The organism is Bacteroidota bacterium, from assembly GCA_039111535.1.
Classification (GTDB): Bacteria; Bacteroidota; Rhodothermia; order Rhodothermales; family JAHQVL01; genus JBCCIM01.
Window position 1 is genome coordinate 1 of record JBCCIM010000028.1, and the last position, 21156, is coordinate 21156.

Annotated in this window: 20 protein-coding genes; 14 read left to right on the plus strand and 6 right to left on the minus strand. The window is 51.9% G+C overall.

Annotation, left to right across the window (positions count from 1 at the left end; genetic code table 11):
* Window positions 1-100: 100 nt before the first annotated feature.
* Both AAF564_06715 and AAF564_06720 read left to right on the plus strand, forming a co-directional pair.
* Entirely contained in the window at window positions 101-1231 is a 1131-nt protein-coding gene (locus AAF564_06715; protein MEM8485223.1) for a DNA alkylation repair protein, read from the plus strand.
* The gene (locus AAF564_06720) at window positions 1232-2047 is read left to right on the plus strand and encodes an endonuclease/exonuclease/phosphatase family protein (protein ID MEM8485224.1); all 816 of its coding nucleotides are present in this window, start codon (window positions 1232-1234) and stop codon (window positions 2045-2047) included. It abuts the gene before it with no gap.
* Here AAF564_06720 and AAF564_06725 read toward each other — a convergent pair.
* The 4 genes from AAF564_06725 to AAF564_06740 form a co-directional block, all read right to left on the minus strand.
* Window positions 2044-2553, minus strand: a complete 510-nt coding sequence (locus AAF564_06725) for a hypothetical protein (GenBank protein MEM8485225.1) — start codon at window positions 2551-2553, stop codon at window positions 2044-2046. The genes AAF564_06720 and AAF564_06725 overlap by 4 nt on opposite strands.
* On the minus strand, window positions 2550-3026 hold the full coding sequence (locus AAF564_06730) for a hypothetical protein (protein MEM8485226.1): 477 nt from the start codon (window positions 3024-3026) through the stop codon (window positions 2550-2552). Before AAF564_06730 ends, AAF564_06725 begins: the two co-directional genes overlap by 4 nt.
* Before the next feature lie 13 nt (window positions 3027-3039).
* Window positions 3040-3684 (minus strand): RNA polymerase sigma factor, encoded by a 645-nt coding sequence (locus tag AAF564_06735; GenBank protein MEM8485227.1) that lies wholly within the window; start codon window positions 3682-3684, stop codon window positions 3040-3042.
* A gap of 88 nt (window positions 3685-3772) precedes the next feature.
* Window positions 3773-4810 (minus strand): hypothetical protein, encoded by a 1038-nt coding sequence (locus AAF564_06740; protein MEM8485228.1) that lies wholly within the window; start codon window positions 4808-4810, stop codon window positions 3773-3775.
* A gap of 214 nt (window positions 4811-5024) precedes the next feature.
* On the opposite strand from AAF564_06740, the gene AAF564_06745 reads away from it, so the two are divergent.
* From AAF564_06745 to AAF564_06770, 6 genes are all read left to right on the plus strand, one after another.
* Window positions 5025-5966, plus strand: coding sequence for a sugar phosphate isomerase/epimerase family protein (locus tag AAF564_06745; GenBank protein MEM8485229.1), 942 nt, complete (start codon window positions 5025-5027; stop codon window positions 5964-5966).
* Between the two features lie 13 nt (window positions 5967-5979).
* Complete coding sequence (locus AAF564_06750) at window positions 5980-7164, plus strand: FG-GAP and VCBS repeat-containing protein (protein MEM8485230.1); 1185 nt, start codon at window positions 5980-5982, stop codon at window positions 7162-7164.
* A 4-nt stretch (window positions 7165-7168) separates the two neighbouring features.
* The gene (locus AAF564_06755; GenBank protein MEM8485231.1) at window positions 7169-7669 is read left to right on the plus strand and encodes a hypothetical protein; all 501 of its coding nucleotides are present in this window, start codon (window positions 7169-7171) and stop codon (window positions 7667-7669) included.
* Window positions 7670-7690: 21 nt separating this feature from the next.
* Window positions 7691-9253, plus strand: coding sequence for an asparaginase domain-containing protein (locus tag AAF564_06760; protein MEM8485232.1), 1563 nt, complete (start codon window positions 7691-7693; stop codon window positions 9251-9253).
* A 52-nt stretch (window positions 9254-9305) separates the two neighbouring features.
* Entirely contained in the window at window positions 9306-10505 is a 1200-nt protein-coding gene (locus AAF564_06765) for an AGE family epimerase/isomerase (GenBank protein ID MEM8485233.1), read from the plus strand.
* Between the two features lie 87 nt (window positions 10506-10592).
* The gene (locus AAF564_06770) at window positions 10593-11177 is read left to right on the plus strand and encodes a hypothetical protein (GenBank protein MEM8485234.1); all 585 of its coding nucleotides are present in this window, start codon (window positions 10593-10595) and stop codon (window positions 11175-11177) included.
* Here the strand turns inward: AAF564_06770 and AAF564_06775 are convergent.
* On the minus strand, window positions 11174-13432 hold the full coding sequence (locus tag AAF564_06775) for a hypothetical protein (GenBank protein ID MEM8485235.1): 2259 nt from the start codon (window positions 13430-13432) through the stop codon (window positions 11174-11176). The two genes, AAF564_06770 and AAF564_06775, sit on opposite strands and share 4 nt — an antisense overlap.
* Before the next feature lie 124 nt (window positions 13433-13556).
* On the opposite strand from AAF564_06775, the gene AAF564_06780 reads away from it, so the two are divergent.
* From AAF564_06780 to AAF564_06805, 6 genes are all read left to right on the plus strand, one after another.
* A complete protein-coding gene (locus tag AAF564_06780; protein ID MEM8485236.1) occupies window positions 13557-13988 on the plus strand; it encodes a cupin domain-containing protein in 432 nt (143 codons plus the stop codon).
* 53 nt (window positions 13989-14041) lie between these two features.
* The gene (locus tag AAF564_06785) at window positions 14042-15745 is read left to right on the plus strand and encodes an FAD-dependent oxidoreductase (GenBank protein MEM8485237.1); all 1704 of its coding nucleotides are present in this window, start codon (window positions 14042-14044) and stop codon (window positions 15743-15745) included.
* Between the two features lie 244 nt (window positions 15746-15989).
* Entirely contained in the window at window positions 15990-16538 is a 549-nt protein-coding gene (locus AAF564_06790; GenBank protein ID MEM8485238.1) for a DUF6368 family protein, read from the plus strand.
* Between the two features lie 75 nt (window positions 16539-16613).
* A complete protein-coding gene (uxuA, locus tag AAF564_06795; GenBank protein ID MEM8485239.1) occupies window positions 16614-17654 on the plus strand; it encodes a mannonate dehydratase in 1041 nt (346 codons plus the stop codon).
* 79 nt (window positions 17655-17733) lie between these two features.
* Window positions 17734-18861 carry a hypothetical protein gene (locus AAF564_06800; GenBank protein MEM8485240.1) on the plus strand — a complete coding sequence of 376 codons (1128 nt, stop codon included), beginning with the start codon at window positions 17734-17736 and terminating at the stop codon, window positions 18859-18861.
* 256 nt (window positions 18862-19117) lie between these two features.
* Entirely contained in the window at window positions 19118-19705 is a 588-nt protein-coding gene (locus AAF564_06805; GenBank protein ID MEM8485241.1) for a CBS domain-containing protein, read from the plus strand.
* Window positions 19706-19747: 42 nt separating this feature from the next.
* Here AAF564_06805 and AAF564_06810 read toward each other — a convergent pair whose 3' ends face one another.
* On the minus strand, window positions 19748-21094 hold the full coding sequence (locus tag AAF564_06810; GenBank protein MEM8485242.1) for a gluconate:H+ symporter: 1347 nt from the start codon (window positions 21092-21094) through the stop codon (window positions 19748-19750).
* Window positions 21095-21156: the final 62 nt, after the last annotated feature.

The following is a 21156-nucleotide window of genomic DNA, read 5'->3' on the forward strand; positions in this document are numbered from 1 at the left end:
CCTGCTTCTAGTAATACCACTGTTCAGAAAAACCGCCAGGCGTCTTCTCGTCCGGCGGTTTTTCATGCGTTTCACCCCTTGTCCGCGCCTACAGAAATCCGTGAAAGCTAAATCTACCTTCTCTCTCAAAGACCAGCTGTTCAACCCTGAAAAAGTCGCCTACCTGGCCGGCCTCGTAAAAAAGGCATACCCGGACTTCGAGTCAGACGCCTTTCAGAAATCCGTTGTTGATGCCTTTCCGGAACTGGAGCTCAAAGCGCGTATCTCCCACATCACAACCTGCCTGCACGAATACTTGCCCGATGATTATGAAACGGCGCTCGACATCATCTTGCGGGCCCTCCCCCCTGCGCTCGATCCAACCAAAACAGACGATGACTTTGGCGATTTTATCTTTTCGCCCCATAGCCTGTTTGTAGCAACCTATGGCTGTTCTGCAACATACCTCCAGACTTCGCTACTCGCGCTTCGGGAAATGACAAAACGGTTTTCAGTGGAATATTCCATTCGCTTTTTCATCAACGCCTTTCCCGACGAAACGATGGCCTTCCTTCATGAGGGGGCAACGGACAAAAACTACCACGTGCGCCGGCTCAGCAGCGAAGGCACACGTCCCAAACTGCCATGGGCACAGGGCTTAAAGACAGCATATACCCTCCCCATGCCACTACTCGAACTGCTCTACGCAGATTCCACCCGTTACGTTACCCGATCTGTTGCCAACCACCTCAATGATATCAGTAAACTGGATCCGGAACTGGTCATTGCTACGCTCAAAAAATGGCGCAAGAGCAAGCGCCAGGAAGCGAAAGAAATGGCCTACATTACCAAACACTCCTTACGCACATTGATCAAACAGGGCCATCCGGAAGCGCTGGATCTGATTGGTTTTGGGGGCAAGCCAGACATTACCGTCACAACCTTTCAGACCTCAACCCCTGTTGTCAAGGTTGGGGAAGCTTTTCTGTTCGACCTGTCTTTTGAATCGAACAAGAAGCAAAACCTTGTTGTAGATTACCAAATGACTTTTGCCACGACAGGCAAAAAAGCCGGCACAAAAGTATTCAAAATCAAAACATTAGAACTTTCGAAGGGCGAAGTGGTCAACCTAAACAAGAAACACCCCATGCGGTTGATGACAACGCGACGCCTCTATGCTGGTGAACACAGCATCACCTTACAAGTCAATGGGGAAAATCATGGATCACTGACATTCGAACTGGTTGAATAAATGTATGTATGGACCAGCCTGCTGTTTGGATTGCTTGTTTCTTCCTGCAATGCACAGCCAATAACTGCCCCAACAGAACAGAAGGGTGCGTTGCAGCTGGTTACCATGACCTACAACATCCGCCATGGAGAAGGTGCAGACGGTGTGGTCAACCTGCAACGCATTGCCAACGTCATCCTTGCAGCGCAACCCGACCTCGTTGCCATTCAGGAAGTAGACCAGGGCGTTGCAAGAACCGAGCGTGTGGATCAAGCCGCGATACTTGCAGACCTAACCGGGATGCACATGCGGTTTGGCTTTGCAGATGTATATCAGGGCGGAGACTTTGGCAACGTGATCTTGTCGCGTGTCCCTATCGATACTCTTCAACTCTATCCCCTTCCTGGCCCACCTGGTGAAACGCGGGTCCTCATGGCTACGAAGGTGCGTTTTCCGCTCAAAGATGAAGAAATACCGGTGACGTTTATGTCGACGCATCTCGAAACGATTGAGGCGCCTCGCAAGGAAGCTGCACAAAGAATTGCCGAACTTATGCCAGAAATGCCTGAAGAGCTTTTTGTGCTGGGAGGCGACTTAAACGCAACGCCCAACGCTGCTACTCTGGATACCCTTGCGAGTAAATTTGTTATTCCTACGCTGAAGTCACACGTATTTACCCATCCCGCAAACAATCCTGCCCGGCAAATTGATCATATCCTGTACGCCGGCCCTAATACCTGGACAATCGACGACGTCTATACCCTAAACGCGCCCATCAGCTCAGATCACCTGCCCCTGGTAACGGTGTTTACCTATACGCCGCAATCTACCCCTTAACTGCCTGTAGAATCGGCATACACGCGCATACTGCGCAAGCTATCCTTGTTGAGGCCACGGCGCCCAAACGGTTTTCTGGCTCTCGTAGAATCAAACGGTGGTCCGCCAAATCGGGATGGACCGTCTCCGCGCATAAAACCTTTTCTCCGCTTGCGGTCTTTCTCTACCCGTTGACTCAATGCTGCTTTCTGATCATCATTCAGTATTTGATCGAGTGAGCGCCTCATGTCTACAAATACGTCGCGGTGCTCAAGGGCAACAGAACGGCGAATCTCCATATGCCGGCGCTCCGTTTCCCGCAACACTGCCTGAATTTCTGCCTGCTGGGCTTCGTCGGTAGGCTCAATCATCCGCTCAAGGAAGCGCGACATGCCATTCTCTTTACGCAAAGCCTGTATCTCGGCTACCCGATTCGAAAAAATCGCGCCCGTGGCCAACGAGCCGATGATTACACCAACGAGCAGCGTTCCTAGAATGACAGCGATAGATTTAGTTTTGGCGTTCATGGCAAAGCCTCGGTCTGCTCGGCAAAGTAATCAAGGTCGTATACAGCCATCGTGGACACCGACGGTATGGCAAGGATAGACTCTGTTGTAGTGGAATCAACGGTATAACCATTGGACAGGTTGATGTTGTATACAGCCAGGCATAGCGCAAGAAACAACCCTGCAATGGCTACTGGGCGAAAGAAACCAACCAGCAAGCCGGCCAACTCTTCATCCCATGAAGGCGTCTGCGACTGAGCAGGGTCCAGTTTTTTCATTAGCCGATCCGTAAAAAATGGATCAAGTGCATCAGCTGAATCTGCCGTGGTCACTTCCTTCAGCAGGTCTTGCGTAGCGGACAACTGCGCCAACTCCGAACGTAGTGACGCGGATTGCATCAGCGACGTTGCCAGTTGTGCCGCCTCTTCCGCAGACAATTCCCCTGCAAGGTATCGCAGCAGTGTATCCGTAGTATGTTGATGGTTCTCTTTCATATTCTTGCACGCGTTAACGCATCAGGGGAGCTAGCACATTTTTTAGTTTTTTTTGTGCCCTACTCAATCGCGACAATACTGTGCCGTAGGGTAAATCGAGCAATTGTGCGGTTTCTTCTGTCGAATACCCTTCGATCATCCGCAAGACCACAACTGCACGGTGTTTGGGTGGCAATGCGGCAATTGCTTCGTGTACAAGCCGCGCCCGTTCTTGTTGCTCCAGGCCCTCAGGCGTGGTTGTCTGCTCATCAACAACCTGTTGGGGGTCGTCGCGGCTCAGCAATCTACCAAAAAAACGTTTGCGCCGGCGCAGGACATCAAGCGACTTGTTGATTGCAATTTTCTTGATGTATGTTGCAAAACTCGCCTCTCCCCGAAACCTGTACAGCGTTTGGTAACACCGGATAAACGCTTCCTGTACGACATCATCCACCTCCGCAGATCGCCCCAGCATGGAGACCACCGTAAGGGCTACACTTTCCTGGTATTGATCTACCAGGGTACGAAACGCCTTACGATCCCCCTCTCGTGCCTTCTCAACCAACACCATATCTGCTTGCTTCCGTTCAGCACGCAAAGCCTCCCGAGAAGCCGGCAGGCTTCCTGGCGTTTGCGCTTTAACTGGCACAGATTGACGCTGTGGCGAGGTTGCAGACAAAGTAACGTTTATCAATACTGGTGCAAAGGAGCTCTCATGCTACAATACGATTTTTCAGGTTCGCATTGTAGCATGAGATAGTTTTAGCTTATCTAAAGGTATTAAATCGGCGATTCGCGCGCCGGCCGGCAGCCTCTCCTGTGCGTTCTTTTGCGACAGAAAAGGCAAGCGCACGGTGGATCTTGACAATTTCCTGCTGCTCAGCTGTAAGGATTTCATTGACAGCTTCTGCAGTCTCCTGATGGAAAGCCTTTACTTTTTCCCGCGCTGTTTCTCGGTCGCCGGATTCTTTAATCGAATTCATCAGCGCAGCACCTGCTTCTTTCTGCTCAGCACGCAATGTTTCAATTTGTTCGCGCTGTGCATCCGTTAGGCCCAGTGCTTCGATGCGGGCAGCTTCCGAGGCCTCACGTTGTTCGCCAAAGCGGCCTTTACGGGTTTCGCCTTCATCACGCCGGCTTTTCATTTTCTCTTGCCGCTCCGCACGAGCCGCCTGCATGGCTTCCAGTTGTTCAGCAGTAAGAATGGTAGCGAGCTCAGCTTCTGCCGCCTCCCGCATCGCTTCCAGGGCTGCTTTGAACCCTTCTTCATCGAGTTCGCCTTCTTTGCGCTGTGTACGCAAAGCGGTTAGCTCCTCACGCTGGGTTTCACGCAACGCTTTCATTGAGGCTTTTTGCTCATCTGTAAGGCCTTCGATGTTACCAAAGGCGTCGCCACCACCGCGTCCAAAGCGTTTGCCACGCAACCCACGCTGACGTTGTTCACCATTGTTGTTGGAACGGAGCCCGCTTCGTTTTTCCTGGCGCGATTCACGCGCATCTTCGATTTTCTCAAACAGGGCTGTTTTCTGGTCCGTACTTAGCGTTTGCTGTAGCTCAGCAGCGACATACCAGAGTGTGCCTGGTTCGTCTTCTCCACGCTTTGCCAGCACTTCATTAACCTGTTCGGTTTGGTTACTGGTCAGTTGCAAATTATCAGCGAGTGTAGAAATGCCCGGGGTCACTGCCGCGGTTTCATTTTCCATCAACGCATTACTGGAGTCGCAAGCTGTAAATGCAAAAAGCATGAGGCACAAGCCGGCAATGGTCAACCGATGCAATCCCGGTATTAATTGGTTCGTTTTCATATGTCTATCTATGCTCGTATTTAAAACTGTTCAATGATCTATTTGCTGACAGCTGAACCTTGTACACAGGCTATTCAGCGGACGGTATTGATGCATCTTTCAATTTTATAGACGAGGCATTGTACAATACATTCCATTTAGCACTATTTTCTCTGCACAACGCCTGATATCCACCCACAAGGCCTTTTTCAGTTATTTTACGGACCGCAGATTTATGCTTCGCAGATCTTTTCTAAAACTGTCGACTTCGGCGCTCGCGTCAACCATCCTGCCCGTTCAATTCGGTGCCCTAAAAAACGGCAGCCGTAAGTTTACCATGAGTTTGAACCCCGGCGCAATAGGGGTCGGGGCACCCCTTGACGAATTGATCAGCTATGCTGCTGACTTCAGATTTGAGGCATTGTCTCCCCCTGTTTCAGAAGTACGCAACCTCAGTGATGCACAACGCGAAGCAGTATTGGCACGATTGAAACAACACAATTTGGCGTGGGGATCTGCCGGCCTGCCTGTTGACTTCAGGAAAGATGCAGCCACGTTTAAGTCCGGCGTTGAGGCCCTACCCGGCACAGCCGCCCAGTTAAAAAAAGCCGGCGTCACACGCATGAACACCTGGATCATGCCACGACACGATACCCTTACGTACAGAGAAAACTTCGCGCAACATGCTGCGCGCCTGCGTGAAATCGCGACGATCCTCGGAGACAATGGCATACGCCTGGGACTCGAATACGTGGGCCCGTATACCCTGCGCGCCCGATGGCGCTACAGCTTCGTGCATTCCCTGAAAGAGACACAAGAGTTACTGGCCGCCATAGACCGCCCGAATGCAGGTGTTGTACTTGACAGCTTCCACTGGTTTACCGCACACGAAACTGCCGAAGACCTGCTGAGCCTCAACAATGCCGACATCGTTGCGTGTGACCTAAACGACGCGCGCATTGGCTTTTCAGTGGATGAACAGGTGGATGGAAAACGCATGCTACCAGCCGCAACTGGTGTGATAGACCTAAAAGCATTCCTGGAAGTACTCATTGGAATTGGCTACGACGGTCCAGTTCGCGCAGAGCCTTTTAACAAGACCCTGAACGACTTACCCAACGAACCTGCCGTTGCCGCGACAAGCGCAGCCATGCATGAGGCATTCAATCTTATTTAACCCTGCTGAGGCTATGGCTCTACGCACGTACTCCCCCTTGTTACTTGTATGGCTTGCAGCTTTGCTGGCATGCGCTGGCTGCGCACCAGCAAGCCAGTCACCTCCTGCGATACCCGTCTTCGAAGCCCAGGTTATTGACGACGAGATTTCTATCGGCTATGGCCTGGCCATTGGCCACGTCGATCGTGACAATAAACCAGACATTTTGCTGGCAGATAAAAACCAGTTTGCCTGGTATCGTAACGGCACCTGGGATCGCCACGTACTTATCGAAAACCTGACTGAGCGCGACAATGTGGCGCTTGCTGCGCGCGACATCGACGGGGATGGTCGCGTTGAGATTGCTGTCGGCGCCATGTGGAATCCTGGAGAAACCACAGACAAAAACATGTCGGGCGCTGTGTACTACCTGATCCAGCCGCCAGAACCAACCATGCAGTGGGAGCCCGTTCAGTTGCCACACGACCCTACCACGCACCGCATGCAATGGGTAAAGGTTGGAGAAACTGCTTACGATCTGGTGGTGCTGCCGCTACACGGTATTGGAAACAGCAGCGGCGTCGGTGATGGTGTACATATTCAGGCCTATACGCCGCCGGCAAACCCCAGAGATCCCTGGAAGACACGGGTACTGGACGATAACATGCACCTCACCCACAATTTTGATGTAGTGGAACGTGAGGATGCCGCAGTGCTTTATGTTGCCGGCAAAGAAGGGGTTCGCCAAATCGGGTTTGACGGCCACTGGGCTAATGCAGCCACCCCCCTGGAAGGGGTCAACAGCGCCGCCGGCGAAGTACGGGTAGGCATGCTGGTCGACAAGCCCCTCGTTGCCACCATTGAGCCTATGCATGGCAACAAACTGGTTGCCTACATCGGTGATGGGGAACGTCAGCGCGTCGTACTTGATACCACTTTTGCACAGGGGCATGCACTTGCTGTTGCGGATGTATTGGGCCTCGGGCGCGATCAAATTGTTGCCGGCTGGCGCAATCCCGACGCCAATGACCAGGTAGGCATCAGGCTTTACATCCCCGATGAAACGGGTAGCTCGTGGTCTATTTTTCTTATCGATGAAAACACCATGGCCTGCGAAGACCTCAAAGTGGCAGACCTTAACGCTGACGGCAAACCAGATATCATTGCAGCTGGCCGCGCTACCCGTAACCTCGTCGTTTACTGGAACAAGTCATCCTAAACCATTGAAATTATATCATTTAGCACTCCTTGCACTTACGTTCGCCGGACTTTCCAATGGTGCCTGCAATTCTAAAATTACAAGCGAAGAACTTGAAGAAGAAGCAATGCCAGGCGAAGCAGGTATGACAGCGGATGTGGTGTCTGTCAGTGTCAGTGGAGAAGCCGGCAATTATCAATTTGCGGTTGGCATTGAGAGCCCGGACATCGACTGCTCGCAATATGCCAATTGGTGGGAAGTGGTAGCACCTGATGGTGCCTTGCTCTATCGGCGTATTTTGGGGCACAGCCATCCGGCAGAACAACCCTTTATCCGCTCAGGCGGCCCTGTCGAAATTACAGCAGATGATGACGTGATCATCCGGGCCCACATGCACCCTTCCGGGTATGGCGGCACCGTGTATCGTGGATCAGTTGCAAACGGATTCCAGGCCACATCGCCAACGGCCGACTTTGCAGACGAACTCAGCGAACAAGCCCCCCTGCCCAGCGGATGCACCGGCTAATCAAATAGAATTGCAGACTACGTGAACATAGCTATTCTTTATACGGGAGGCACGATTGGATGTGTGGGTACGCCGCTCACGCCCCTGAAGACACCAGATTTCGAAACGGCTTTTCAATCAATCGTCTACCCCATTGTCCAATCTGAATATCCACACTGCAAACTCACTTTTTTGCCTTTCGAAAAGGTGCTCGACAGCACCAACCTCCAGCCCACGGACTGGTGTGACATGGCTTTGCAAATTCTGCCTCATTACGCCAATTACGATGGCTTTGTGGTGTTGCACGGTACCGATACCATGGCTTTTACTGCATCAGCACTGTCATTCCTCTTCACAGGCATGCAGGCGGATGGTTTCCCTGACGCTGTGCTGAGTAAACCTATCGTATTTACAGGCTCCCAGGTCCCGTTATTTCACAAGGATACTTCAGATAACTACAGCCTGCTGTTTAACACTGATGCCCTTCAAAACGTTTGCGGCGCCATAGCTGCAGCGCAACTTGGCATTCCGGAAGTCAGCCTGTTTTTCAATGACACGTTGTTCCGGGGTAACCGCACGGTGAAAACCAATGCGGACGCGTTCCATGCATTCTCATCTCCCAACTATCCCAATCTGGGTGAGTACGGCATCGAGTTTTCGCTGGAAAACGACCACATGTTGCATTTACCAACCACGCAAGACATTTCGCTGGATGCCCCGCAGGCACAACGCCGGCTCCGTGCGCAACTCGAATACTTACTCGAACACATAACCCACTCAGCCGTCATTCCGTTTAAAGCATTCCCGGCGTTCTATACGCTACATCCCCATAAAAACGTGCTCGGCGAATTGCTTCAAGCCGCCATCGACCATGTAGACGTGCAAGGAATTATTCTGGAAGCTTACGGGGATGGCAACTTTCCATCAGGTGCACCCGACGATCCTACGGCCGGCACCATTTACCAAATCCTCAAAGCTGCCCATGCCCAGGGCATTGTACTAATCGACTGCACGCAAGTGCTCGATGGCGTTGTAGATGCAAATGTATATGCTGCCGGGTCCTGGCTTGCGGAAGTCGGAGTCGCCGGCGCTTACGACATGACGCCCATTGCTGCCCTCACCAAACTCATCTACTTGAACGCCCTGCGCAATTACAACGGATTCAACTGGGATCAGCATACGTTAACGCGGTTGATGCAGACCAACATTACTGGCGAAATCATGGACGTCAACCGGCTTGACACAAGAGGTAAAGGGTACCTGGGTGTGGGAGAATCCATTCAAACCCTCAATGGCAACGCGCAATTTGTAAATGATGCTGTTGCCGGCCCGGTATTAAAAGATGCCGGGGGCAAGGTAATGTGGCAAGCGTTGCAAGAACCCGAAATAGCGATCATGCCAGGCCGGCTATACATGCAGGGTGATGGCAATCTCGTATTTTACGACAACTCCAACACCCCGCTCTGGTCTTCTCAAACCGCTACGCCATCCAATGCAACATCCATGTTGATTCTGGATGATGAGGCAGGAAATAAGATAAGCCTCTCGATCTACAATTACGCCAAAGGTGAAACCAGTCGCATCTTATTTAAAGGGGCGGTATAATAGCGATTCAACCACGATCTTTCCAATACATTTGCAATAGCCGGGCAGACCCTTGACGCACGAACAGGAAAAAGCATACCTTACCACGTATCGCGACGGCCTCCTCAACGACATTTTACCGTTCTGGCTTAACAACGCCGTCGACAAAGCGCACGGCGGATTCATCGTTGCCCTGAACCAGGATGGCTCAATCCTCGACACAGACAAAGGCATGTGGCAGCAGGGGCGATTTACCTGGCTCCTCTCTACCCTGTACAACACTGTTGAGCAGAACGATACGTGGCTTTCGTTAGCCAAAAGCGGCATCAATTTCATGGACCAACACGGCTTCGACGACGATGGCCGCATGTTCTTTCAGGTTACCCGTGAAGGCGCCCCACTCAGAAAACGCCGCTACGTTTTCACCGAGGCATTTGGTGCGATGGCCTATGCCGCTTATGCCAAAGCAGCCAATGACGACGCAGCCGCTGCTAAAGCCGGCGAGTTGCTTCGCCTCGTGATACGCTACAATAGTACGCCCAGCCTCATCCCTCCCAAAGGTGTGCCTGGCACGCGGCCCGCGCAAGGCATCGGTGTCCCCATGATTGCCATTAACCTGGGCCAGGTCCTCCGTGAAACCATAGATGACCCGATGAGCACCGACCTGATCGACCAGTCCATTGAATCCATCGAGCGCTATTTCATGAAACCAGATTTGCGTGCGGTCATGGAAACGGTCGGACCCAACGGCGAATTCATCGACCACTTCGATGGCCGCACGCTCAACCCGGGTCACGCCATTGAAGCTGCCTGGTTCATACTGCACGAAGCGAGCCTGCGCAACAACGATGCACACCTGATCAAAATTGGCACCCAAATCCTCGATTGGATGTGGGAACGGGGCTGGGACAAAGAATACGGTGGCATCCTCTACTTCCGAGACCTCAACAATCTACCCGTGCAAGAGTACTGGCAAGACATGAAGTTCTGGTGGCCACACAATGAAACGATTATAGCCACGCTGCTGGCTTACTGTATGACGGGTGATAAGAAATATGCCACGTGGCACAAAGCTGTGCATGACTGGGCATACAAACATTTCCCAGATCCAGCCCACGGCGAATGGTTTGGTTATCTGCATCGTGATGGACGCATTTCCGTCCCTTTAAAAGGCAATCTGTGGAAAGGCCCCTTCCATCTGCCCCGTATGCAGTGGTATTGCTGGCAGTTGCTTGAAGCGCGGGCAGCATCACGAACCGCGCATAATTCATAACCGGTTAGTACGTCAGCCCTTATATTAGGATAAACCACTGGCTCCCCATCCTTTCAAGCAGTGGAGACCCTACAATCGTACAACAGCGTGGAATACACACAGCATTATATTGAAATTCCGCGGATGTTCTATTCGGATGCTGCTGAGGCACTTTTCGATCGTTGCCTAGGGTGTGATGTGTTTTTACTCGAAGATGGCAGACAATATATCATCGAGAAGGCGTATCGCAGATACACAGGCTATGGCACACAGGATACCGTATTTGAGTACGCCATGTGCTTCGACTGCTTTGTCAGCTTACAAGAGGCCATGTCCGAAGAGTCCATGAATCGAGTGCGATCTTATTTCGACCGGCATGTAGACCTCTTCGACCGGCGCAAGATTCTGCTGGCTAAAGACCAGGTACGTGTGGACGATTGGATGGACCGGTGCCTGGTAAAAGGCACCCCGATTGCTGAATTGGAAGAATATCAGATTTTCGGACATTGTGACGGCAAAGATCTGCTCTTCACCCTCTTCCCTTACGCCATTGGCAGCGAGGCCATAGACGAGATTAGTCTGTTACTATCCAACAAAACCCTGGGCGAAATAGATGGATTTATGGATGACCATTTTGGTTTCCCACCAGAACTGCGCAAACTATTGATTGAAAAGAAAATGTTTGTTGTCTAACCCAGTTCGATCTCGCGTTTACTGCTTGCTGTAGCTCCCGTATTGTTGTCTTTTACAATGACCTGCAACTCATACCTGCCGGCTGGTACAGCAGACATGTCGATCTCTCCATATTCCACACTGGTCCGTTCCGCTCCACTTCGCTGGAATGTGATGGAAAGCAACGGATCTTTGCTCTTGCGCCTGAACACTCCCCGCCGCCGGCCTGTCTCGGGAGGCTGCAAAACGTACGTAATCTCAAAGTCCGTCGCGTCATCTGACGAAAACGTCAGGTTATAAATTTCAAAATACACAAAGAACGGATCTTCAGGTCGATACCCACGGCCGGGGTTCGTGCGAAGATACAATCCCTGCTTGGTATACCGCCCTGGTCGCTCTGCCGGCACAACTTCAAATGCAGGAATCAAATCACTCAGTTGTAACGGTTGTGTAGCTCCTGACCCGGGTTCATAATCCGGCACGGTGTAGTCAAATTGATACGACCCAATCCAGGGAGCGTCTGCAATGCTTGCGTGCAGATTCACGTGGTACGAATCGGGCAATGCGCTGAAGCGAAGAAAATCCACAGCAACAGCATCTTTGGCGCGGCTCGCATCCACCGTGAGTGTTTCAAACGAATGGTAGACTTCGTTCCAATCCATGTCATGAACGGTCAGGCCCACCTCAATCCCCAAAGACGCACGATCCGGTAAAGTATTCGATATTTGCCCGATAGGTACTGAAAAATAGATTTCGACCTCGGTAGTGTCTTGCGCTCCGTTAAATGCAGCGAGGAAATAAGGTACCGGCATATGCTGCACAGGCTCAATCCACTTGTGTCGGTCGGAAGCCAGGCCTTCGTTCACACTCTCCAGATTTTCATCGAAGAACTCATTGCCAAACGCAATGAAGTCCATTTCAGTCTGACGACCCCGACCAAAACTCGAGCCCGTCTCTTTAACCCGCGCAACCGAAGCAAGCCGGGCATAAATGCCCCCCCAAATCTCACGCGCTTCCAGCACTTCCAACACAAGCGGCAGCGTTGGCACCAGTTCTGCGAGCTTACCGTGCCCTTCAAAATGAAAGTCAAGCGCCGGCTCATAGTAGCGCCAGGACTCCAAAAAAGAGCTCCCTTCCCCCACCGACGCTGCAGTAGTCGCCGGCTCCCCATGCCGAAGGAAAATCAGCCCTTTATCGCCAAACTCTCCATTGAGCCAGTACGAAAAAGGAAAATCACCATCTGCCATCCGGTCGGCGCGTGCATTGTTGCCTACCCGGTAGGCTTCGCGGGGTTGATAGAACGCATACGTTTTCTCAGCAGCGTGCAACCTTCTATAATGTTCTACCAGTCGTTTATTGACATTTTGGGCGCGGAGCGGATTTCGCCGGGCGAGCATTTCCCGAAAAAAGGATTGATAGACAGCCGCTGTATCCAGCGTAAAGAAGGTGCGGCCTTCCGCATTTGTCAGGATGTGTTTAAAGTCCTCAAACACCAGCCAGGCCCCCGTCTGGTTTTGAATAATGTCGATTGCCTGGTTAACAAATGAAGTAGCAATAGCCGGCTGATCCAGGGCAAAATACACACGGGCACGCGCAAGCAACACCGGCTGCAATGGTATATGACGTGCTTCTTTGAGCAACGTTGACAACGCTGCATCTGCTTCCGGCAACTGACCATTGCGTCGCAATTGTTCTGCATTCAAATAAGCAGCATATTCCGAGGGATTGGCCTCAATCCAGCGAGACACATCCGCGGGTTTTTCATCAAGAAATTGATGGTAGAGTCTGAAAAGCGCCACATGCACATACGCTGCATCGGGTACCAACTGGAGGTGTGTGTGGTAATGCGCAATTGCCGCTTCGAGGTTGCCTTCATACCGATTGAGCAGACCATACTGGAAATGGATATCCTCATATGAGCTATCGCTAGCGAGCAGCGTTTCAAAGTCGCGCCGGCTGCGTTTCCAGTCGCGCTTGCGCAGCAACAGCGACCGCCGCACGCCATACTCTCTGTAAGCAATTGCTCGCTCGCGTAGCAACGCCATATCATTCTCCGCCTCATCCATTCGGCCGTTCATTTTTCGCAACAACATTTCCCACGTGCGTGCCTGAAAGCCGAAGTCTTCTGGCTTCAGATTCTTTGCTTTGTATTCGAACGGTAACACATCTTGCGCAAGCGAAGGGGCGGCGTTAGCGAAAAGTAGCATCCCGCCAAGAAGACACGCAATAAAAAAGCGGGTGCGTTGACACCAAATGGAAACGCGTGCACGTTGCATTGCAAAAACCATACGTCGTATGTGATCCTGGGGCGAGCGGTTACACATGGCCGCATTGCGTAACTCAGGTTATTTACTTACGTTACGGCGCATCCTCCCTAGTGTTCGTCTTATTGCCAATATAATGACCGACAAACGCGAAAAACTGCTTCGATTTATTCGACAAAACGACATCGAAGTCGAAGAATTCCCATGGGGCCCGCACGACTGGATGAGCCGGCCCGGACTCACAGAAGCGGACCACCTGTTGCTCGTACGTGTCCACATGCCGCCGGGCAAAGCCCATCAGTTTCATCGGCACCCGGAAATGGAAGAAATCATCTACGTGATATCTGGCAAAGCAGAGCAATGGGTTGAAGAAGAATCCCGGATACTGAAGGCTGGTGAAATGGCGCATATTCCCAAAGATGTTGTCCACGGCACCTACAACCCATTTGAAGAGCCGCTTGTATTCCTTGCTATTCTTGCGCCGGCGAAGTTTGAAGGCCCCGCACTGGTTGATGTATTCGAAGAAGAGCCATGGGCCTCCCTCAAGACACCCATGTTTTTTGAATAACACCCTGTCCGACTAACATGTCCGGTTGTTAACTGACCATAGTACCGCAACGGATGAATCGACGACAACTCCTAAAACGAGCGGGTATACTGGCTGGTAGCCTGCCGTTTGCCGCGCCCCTATTCGGGGCCACTGCCCCCAGGTGGACCACAGTCGATGTGGTGATTGCCGGCGCCGGCGTCGGCGGTTGCGCTGCAGCATTGGCTGCTGCACGCGTCGGATTGCGCGTAATTCTAACCGAAGAAACTGACTGGATCGGGGGCCAACTCACCCAGCAAGCGGTACCGCCAGACGAACATCCCTGGATTGAGCGTTTTGGTGCACCGGCAAGTTATCGCGCTTTTCGGGAGGGGGTAAGGGATTATTACCGACGCTGGTATCCACTCAAGGGTGCGCTGCATCAGGCAACAGATTTTAATCCCGGCGGCTGCACCGTGTCTTACATGTGCCACGAACCGCGTGTAGCCAAAGCGGTCTTGGAAAGCATGATGGCGCCTTACGTTAGCGATGGCCGGCTTCAAATCATGTTAAACACTGTTGCAACGGCGGCGCAAGTGAGCGAAGACAGGGTACAGGCCCTTGAGGTGCATCATCGGCCAAGCGGCCAGCGCTATACATTACAAGGAGCATACTTCATTGACGGCACCGAGTTGGGCGACTTGTTGCCCATGACGGGTACAGCCTACGTGACCGGCGCTGAAGCACAAGCTGACACGGGCGAATTGCACGCCCCTGAAGAGGCGCAACCGCATAACATGCAAGCCATGACGTGGTGTTTTGCAATAGACCATGTAGCCGGTGAGAACCACACGATTGAAAAGCCGGCGGCTTATGAAAAATGGCGAGACTTCATCCCTGACATGCAGCCCGCCTGGCCAGGAAAACTGTTGAGTCTCACGTATTCCAATCCTGTTACCCTTGCGCCCCGAACGCTCGACTTCGACCCCCGTCCCGGCGCTGTAACCGAACGGTTCAACCTCTGGTCTTATCGCCGGCTTCTTGATCCTGCGCAATTTGAACCTGGAGCAATTCAAGGAGACATTAGCCTGATCAACTGGCCACAAAATGACTACTTGCTGGGTAACATCCTCGAAGTCTCAGCGGAGGAAGCAGCACTACATAGCCAGGCTGCTATGGACGTAAGTTTTGCGTTGCTCTACTGGTTGCAAACAGAGGCACCGCGCCCCGATGGCAAAACAGGATGGCCCGGGCTTCGGTTGCGTAAAGATGTTGTCGGTACAACCCATGGCCTCGCCAAACGACCTTATATCCGGGAAGCCCGACGGATACGCGCGGCATTTACCGTTACAGAACAACACGTAGGACTCGAAGCACGCATGCAGGAAACAGGCCTCCCACAAGAAACCGTCACGGCGGCCTCCTTTGATGATTCCGTGGGCATTGGCAGTTACCGAATTGACTTGCATCCCTCAACTGGCGGCGATAATTATATTGACATCAGTTCATTGCCTTTTGAAATCCCCCTCGGTGCATTGATTCCGCAACGGATGGAGAACCTCTTGCCTGCGTGTAAGAACCTCGGCGTTACCCACATCACCAATGGCTGCTATCGGTTACATCCGGTAGAATGGAATATTGGTGAGGCAGCCGGCATTACGGCCGCGCATTGCGTACAAACGGGCCATCCTCCCAGGCATATCCGCGATACACCGGCACTTTTTGCAGACCTGGCACGCAAAATGGACCGCCTTGGCGTTGAGCGTAAATGGCCTACGCCTATGCAAACGGCCCGATAGCCGTAATTTGGCGGCTTCTTCAGCCTGAGCCGGCAAAAAGAGAATCAGGTATGATTTCTGAAAGCCCTGTATGAGGCAACGAATAAAATACGTCCGGAAGTAACATTTTTACTCAGTAATAAATGACAAGTATTCAGGTATCCGGACGCATGCCACAACAGACGCCATACGTCTCCTGACCAGGTATGTGGTACACACTTACCCTCTATGAATTAACTCCAGAACGCTGTTGGGAATTACAGCCATGGGACTTCGCACACGAATCCTACTGCCTCACCCGCTGAATGAAAAAGAACATTATGCGATAGGGTATGGACTCCGCAAGTTCTGCGCGCGGGTCGAAGAAGGCTACTTTGAAGAAGAAGGCTGGGACTTCTGGATTGAAAATGGTAGCGCAATACGCATCAAATTCAGTGGCCCCATGCGACGCATGTACATTAGTTTTTACCCCAACGAGGTTGAAATAGAACCCGTTGAGGCCGCTACCATTAAAGCACATTTTGGTTGGACGCCCCAGTATGCCTTTAACGTAGGGGCTTATGAAGATGAGCCGGCTGACCACCTCCTGCTTGGCGGCCTCATTCTGAATCTGGCAGAACAATTCAGCGGGCTGGTAGACTATTGCGGATACCTAACCCCTGGCCACATGTCAGATAGTAAAAAGCAGCTCCTTGCAAAAATCAAAACCCTGAAAGGTAAAGTCTGCCTGGTCAACGGCGCCTACCAACACCACGTGTCAGATACAAAATTTCTACATTCCTGGTTACAACACCCTAACTTCATGATGATCTAACACAGATCCCCTATCTGTACTGCTATAAAGGCCATAGATTGAGAGGCCTTTATCCAAGACATCCATCCCTGATCCATGAAGCTTACCTTTAGATGGTACGGCCCGGACGACCCGGTTTCGCTGGCCTACATCAAACAGATCCCCCACATGTCGGGTATTGTTTCTGCACTACACGATTTGCAGCCCGGAGAAATATGGCCGCTGGATCGATTGCTTGAACACAAAGCAACCATAACGGACGCCGGCTTGTCCTTTGCCGTTGTGGAAAGTATTCCGGTTCACGAAGACATTAAACTCGGCCGGCCAACGCGCGATAAGTTGATCGAAAATTACTGCCAGAGCATCGCCAACATGGGCGCGGCGGGTATCCCTGTGCTGTGTTATAATTTCATGGCTGTTTTCGACTGGTTTCGCACAGATCTGGCAATGGTGAATCCGGATGCGTCAACCGCACTCAGTTTTAGTCAGCACGCCCTCGACCAGATAGACCTGTCGCGTGGCACAGGCTTTCTGCCAGGCTGGGGTACAGCCTTTACTGCAGAAGCCCTGCAAAGCTTACTTGCAGCCTATGCAACAGTTGACGAATCACAGTTATGGGACAATCTGGGGTACTTCCTCGAACGCGTCGTACCTGTTGCTGCCGCAGCCGGCGTGCGCATGGCAATCCATCCGGATGATCCCCCCTGGTCGGTATTTGGCCTGCCCCGCATTATAACATCGGGCGAGGCACTCAAGCGCCTGACACAATTGGTTGACGATCCGGCAAACGGCGTAACCTTGTGCTCTGGCTCCCTCGGCGCGGATCCAAACAATGATGTCCCACAAATCATCCGTACACTTGGGAAACGTGGACGCATCCATTTTTCGCATTGCCGCAATGTCAAAGTCACGGGCCCACGAACGTTTCATGAGAGCCCGCACCCGGCCGCATTGGGCAGCGTAGACATGCGCGAAGTTATGCAGGCATACAAGGACATTCAGTTTGACGGCCCGTTGCGCCCTGATCATGGCCGAATGATTTGGGGAGAAACAGGCAAAGCAGGGTACGGCCTCTATGACAGAGCCCTTGGCGCAATGTATTTGCAGGGGCTCTGGGAAGGACTCCAAAACCCTTGAACCGTAAAAAGCTTGAAACGCAAACACTTCCCTTGAATAGAAAGACCCGATTCAGTCAACGATAATCCACTTCTGATTAATGTATACAGAGATCCATTCTCTAGAAGAGCTCCGGGCCCACATAGCCGAACACGCGTGCCTGGATTGTGTTGTGTGCCAGGACCTTGATTTGCGCGAAGACTCCGAACTGCTGCTCAAGTATGCAGCAACAGGCGGCGCATTTCTGGGTTGTGAATTTGAAGACCGGGCGCTTACGCATATCATAAAAACAGGCGGACTCGTTTTTCCCAAATTACCGAACCTGCCCTACCGCCCCTATCGGGCTTCGCTTTATTCGATAAGCGAATTAATGACAGGCTACAAACGCGGTGATCAGGAGAGCTACAACAAGCTTGCTGTAGACTCAACCATCTACAACCACTTCGAGCAATTCAAGAAGACAGATGAACCCCTGCCCTTGCTTGAAGCGCTCTCCCAACGGCTGCATGACCTGGCCATTGATGACGCCCTCTACGATTTGCTCAAACACCATCCGAAGGTGGTGGCAATTATGGGCGGGCACCGCATGAAACGCAACGAGGCTTCTTACCGGGATGTAGCCTTGATTGCCCGAGGCCTGACGCGCGCCGGCTATTTTGTTGCGACAGGCGGCGGACCAGGTGCCATGGAAGCAGGTAATCTGGGAGCATGGATGGCAAAACGTAGACTGGATGAACTCGACGATGCCATTGCAACCCTCTCGAAAGAGACAGATTTCCATACAATCGCGTACCTCGACCTCGGGTTTGAGGTACTGGAGAAATACAGCAACGGCGAAGAAAGCCTGGCCATTCCAACCTGGTTTTACGGCCACGAACCTACCAACCAGTTCTCAACGCACATTGCCAAATACTTTGCTAACAGCATTCGCGAAGATATTCTTTTAGCGGTTGCAACCTCCGGGGTCATTTTCTCACCCGGAAGTGCCGGCACCATACAGGAAGTGTTTATGGATGCTGCCCAAAACCATTACGGCAGCTTCAAAGTGGTCAGTCCCATGGTCTTCTTTGGTGAGCAATTCTGGACCAAGGAAAACCCGGTTTATCCCTTGCTGCAACAGTTGGCGGAATCGAGACAATACGGCGAAATGTTGAGCATCAGCGACTCACCGGATGAGATTGTTGCTTTTATCAAAACCCATGCACCCGTGCCGTACAAACAAGGATAGGCAGTCCTGTCAATGCTAGGACGATGTGGCAAATCTGATGGACGAAAGGACCTGCATGAACCTGCCGGCTCCTGTTATCAAACAACTTTTTTTCGAGGCTACAGAACCATTTAGAAGCTTCTGATGTAGGAGTCTTTATCTGGCTAAACCGTGTGTAGCGCACATTTTCAATTCGCATGACGCCATTCATCCTTCGCGCTTCAACCGGTAAAGATACATTAGCAAATCTGTTACCTTCTTGCCTTGAGGGTTTAATATGCCAATTGAATGGGTCGGTGAAAGTCTTTCATCCGCGTATACTTCGGGGGATACACGTCCTGTAGACCCCTCAGATCGTAGTCAAGCGAATCGAGATCGACAGAAAAGAGGGCAGGATCAGCAGGGGTCGTTCAGAAATCCGTACAGACAATCGATTGCTCGTGCACCACAGCGAATCGAAAAAGCTGTGTATGCAAAAGAAATTATGCAAACGCGGGTTCAAACCGTCAAGCAAGGGGATCCGCTTGCTGTAATCCTGTCACTGATAGCCACCCATGGCATCAACCACATCCCTGTACTTGATCCGGGAAACAAGCTGGCAGGCCTTGTCTCATACCGAAGCATCCTGGAAGCCATATCAGAGAAACGTACGGTAGACATGGTAACGGTCCCGGAAGTGATGACGACCAAATTTCTCACGGCTACCGGCAACACCACACTCCATGAGCTCTCCCGCGTGATGGTCGTGGAAAACATAGAATGCGTACCTATTGTTGACAATGCCCAGAAGCTCATCGGTCTCATAACAACAGCCGAAATGATGCAATGCATTGTCAACCACTCCAAACTCAATGTTTGGATTTAGTCCGGGTAGATGCAGTTCGTGTTGATGCGAATTGGCGGCGCGCTACAGAAACGCGCTTACAATCAGCATGACAATGAGCCCGATGACGCCAACGATGGTTGTAACAACGGTCCAGGAGCGAATGGTCTCTTTCTCCGTCATCCCGAAATAGCGGTTAACCAGCCAGAACCCCGAGTCATTAACATGGGATACCACACTGGCGCCAGAGGCAATAGCAATCGTAACGGCTGCAATCATTGGTGCTGAGAAGCCGCCCATTTCGATGACCGGCGCAATCAGGCCGGCAGCTGTAACCATCGAAACTGTTGCGGAGCCCTGCGACAGGCGAACAACGAGGGCAATCAAGAATGCCAGCAGCACCAACGGCAAACTCGATGCAGCCATCGCATTTGCAAGCGCCTCTCCTACGCCAGTTGCAATCAATACTTTACCAAACACACCACCTGCACCTGTAACCAGAATGATCAACCCAACCGGCTCCATCGAGCGCGTTGCAATGCGCTGGATCTCATCTCGCGAATACCCGCGCAGCGTGCCCAGGCCATAAAATGCAATCAGCGTAGCAATGATCAACGCAATGAATGGATGCCCAATAAAGCCCAGCCACTCCCGCACCATCGAGGTTTCAGCCAATTGCACCGTTGCAATGGTGTTGGCAAGAATCAAGGCAAGTGGCGTTATGATAATGGTCATTACCAGGGCAAACGACGGAAGCTCTTTATCGTTTGTTGAATCTGGCAGACTCTGCTCCATGTATTCGGGTACATCCAGTACAATTTTCTTGGCGATATACCTGCCGTAATAGACACCCCCAATGGCTGTCGCCGGCGCACCAGCCAGCACACCAAAAAGGATGACCCAGCCCAGATCCGCATTCAAAATGCTCGCGACCGCAACAGGCCCAGGCGTTGGGGGAATAAATGCATGGGCCACCGCCATGCCAGCAATCAGGGGTACACCATAATAGAGGAGCGATGTCTTTGTTCTTCGCGCCAAGCTATAAACAAGCGGGATAAACAGAATTAGCGCAACGTCAAAAAACACAGGAGTCGATACAATGAGTCCGGTTATACCCAGCCCCCACTGCGCTTTATTCTCTCCAAACCGCTTCAGCATCGTTTGCGCAACACGCTCTGCACCACCCGACACCTGCAACAATTCGCCAAACATGGCACCAATACCAACTACAATGGCAATGTAGCCGAGGGTGCTTCCCATCCCGTTCTGGATTGTTGTCGTGATTTCAGAGATGGGTATCCCCCCAACAATCGCAACAAAAATACTGGACAGCAAAAGTGCCACAAAGGCCTGCAATCGAACAACAATTACAAGGACGAGCAACAGCGCTACGCCGGCAACCGCCAGCGAAATGAGGGCTAAAGTAGACATACAGGTGATAGGTGGGTGAATTAAAGCCTGCTAGTGGGAAAGAAGAATACCGTCTACATAAT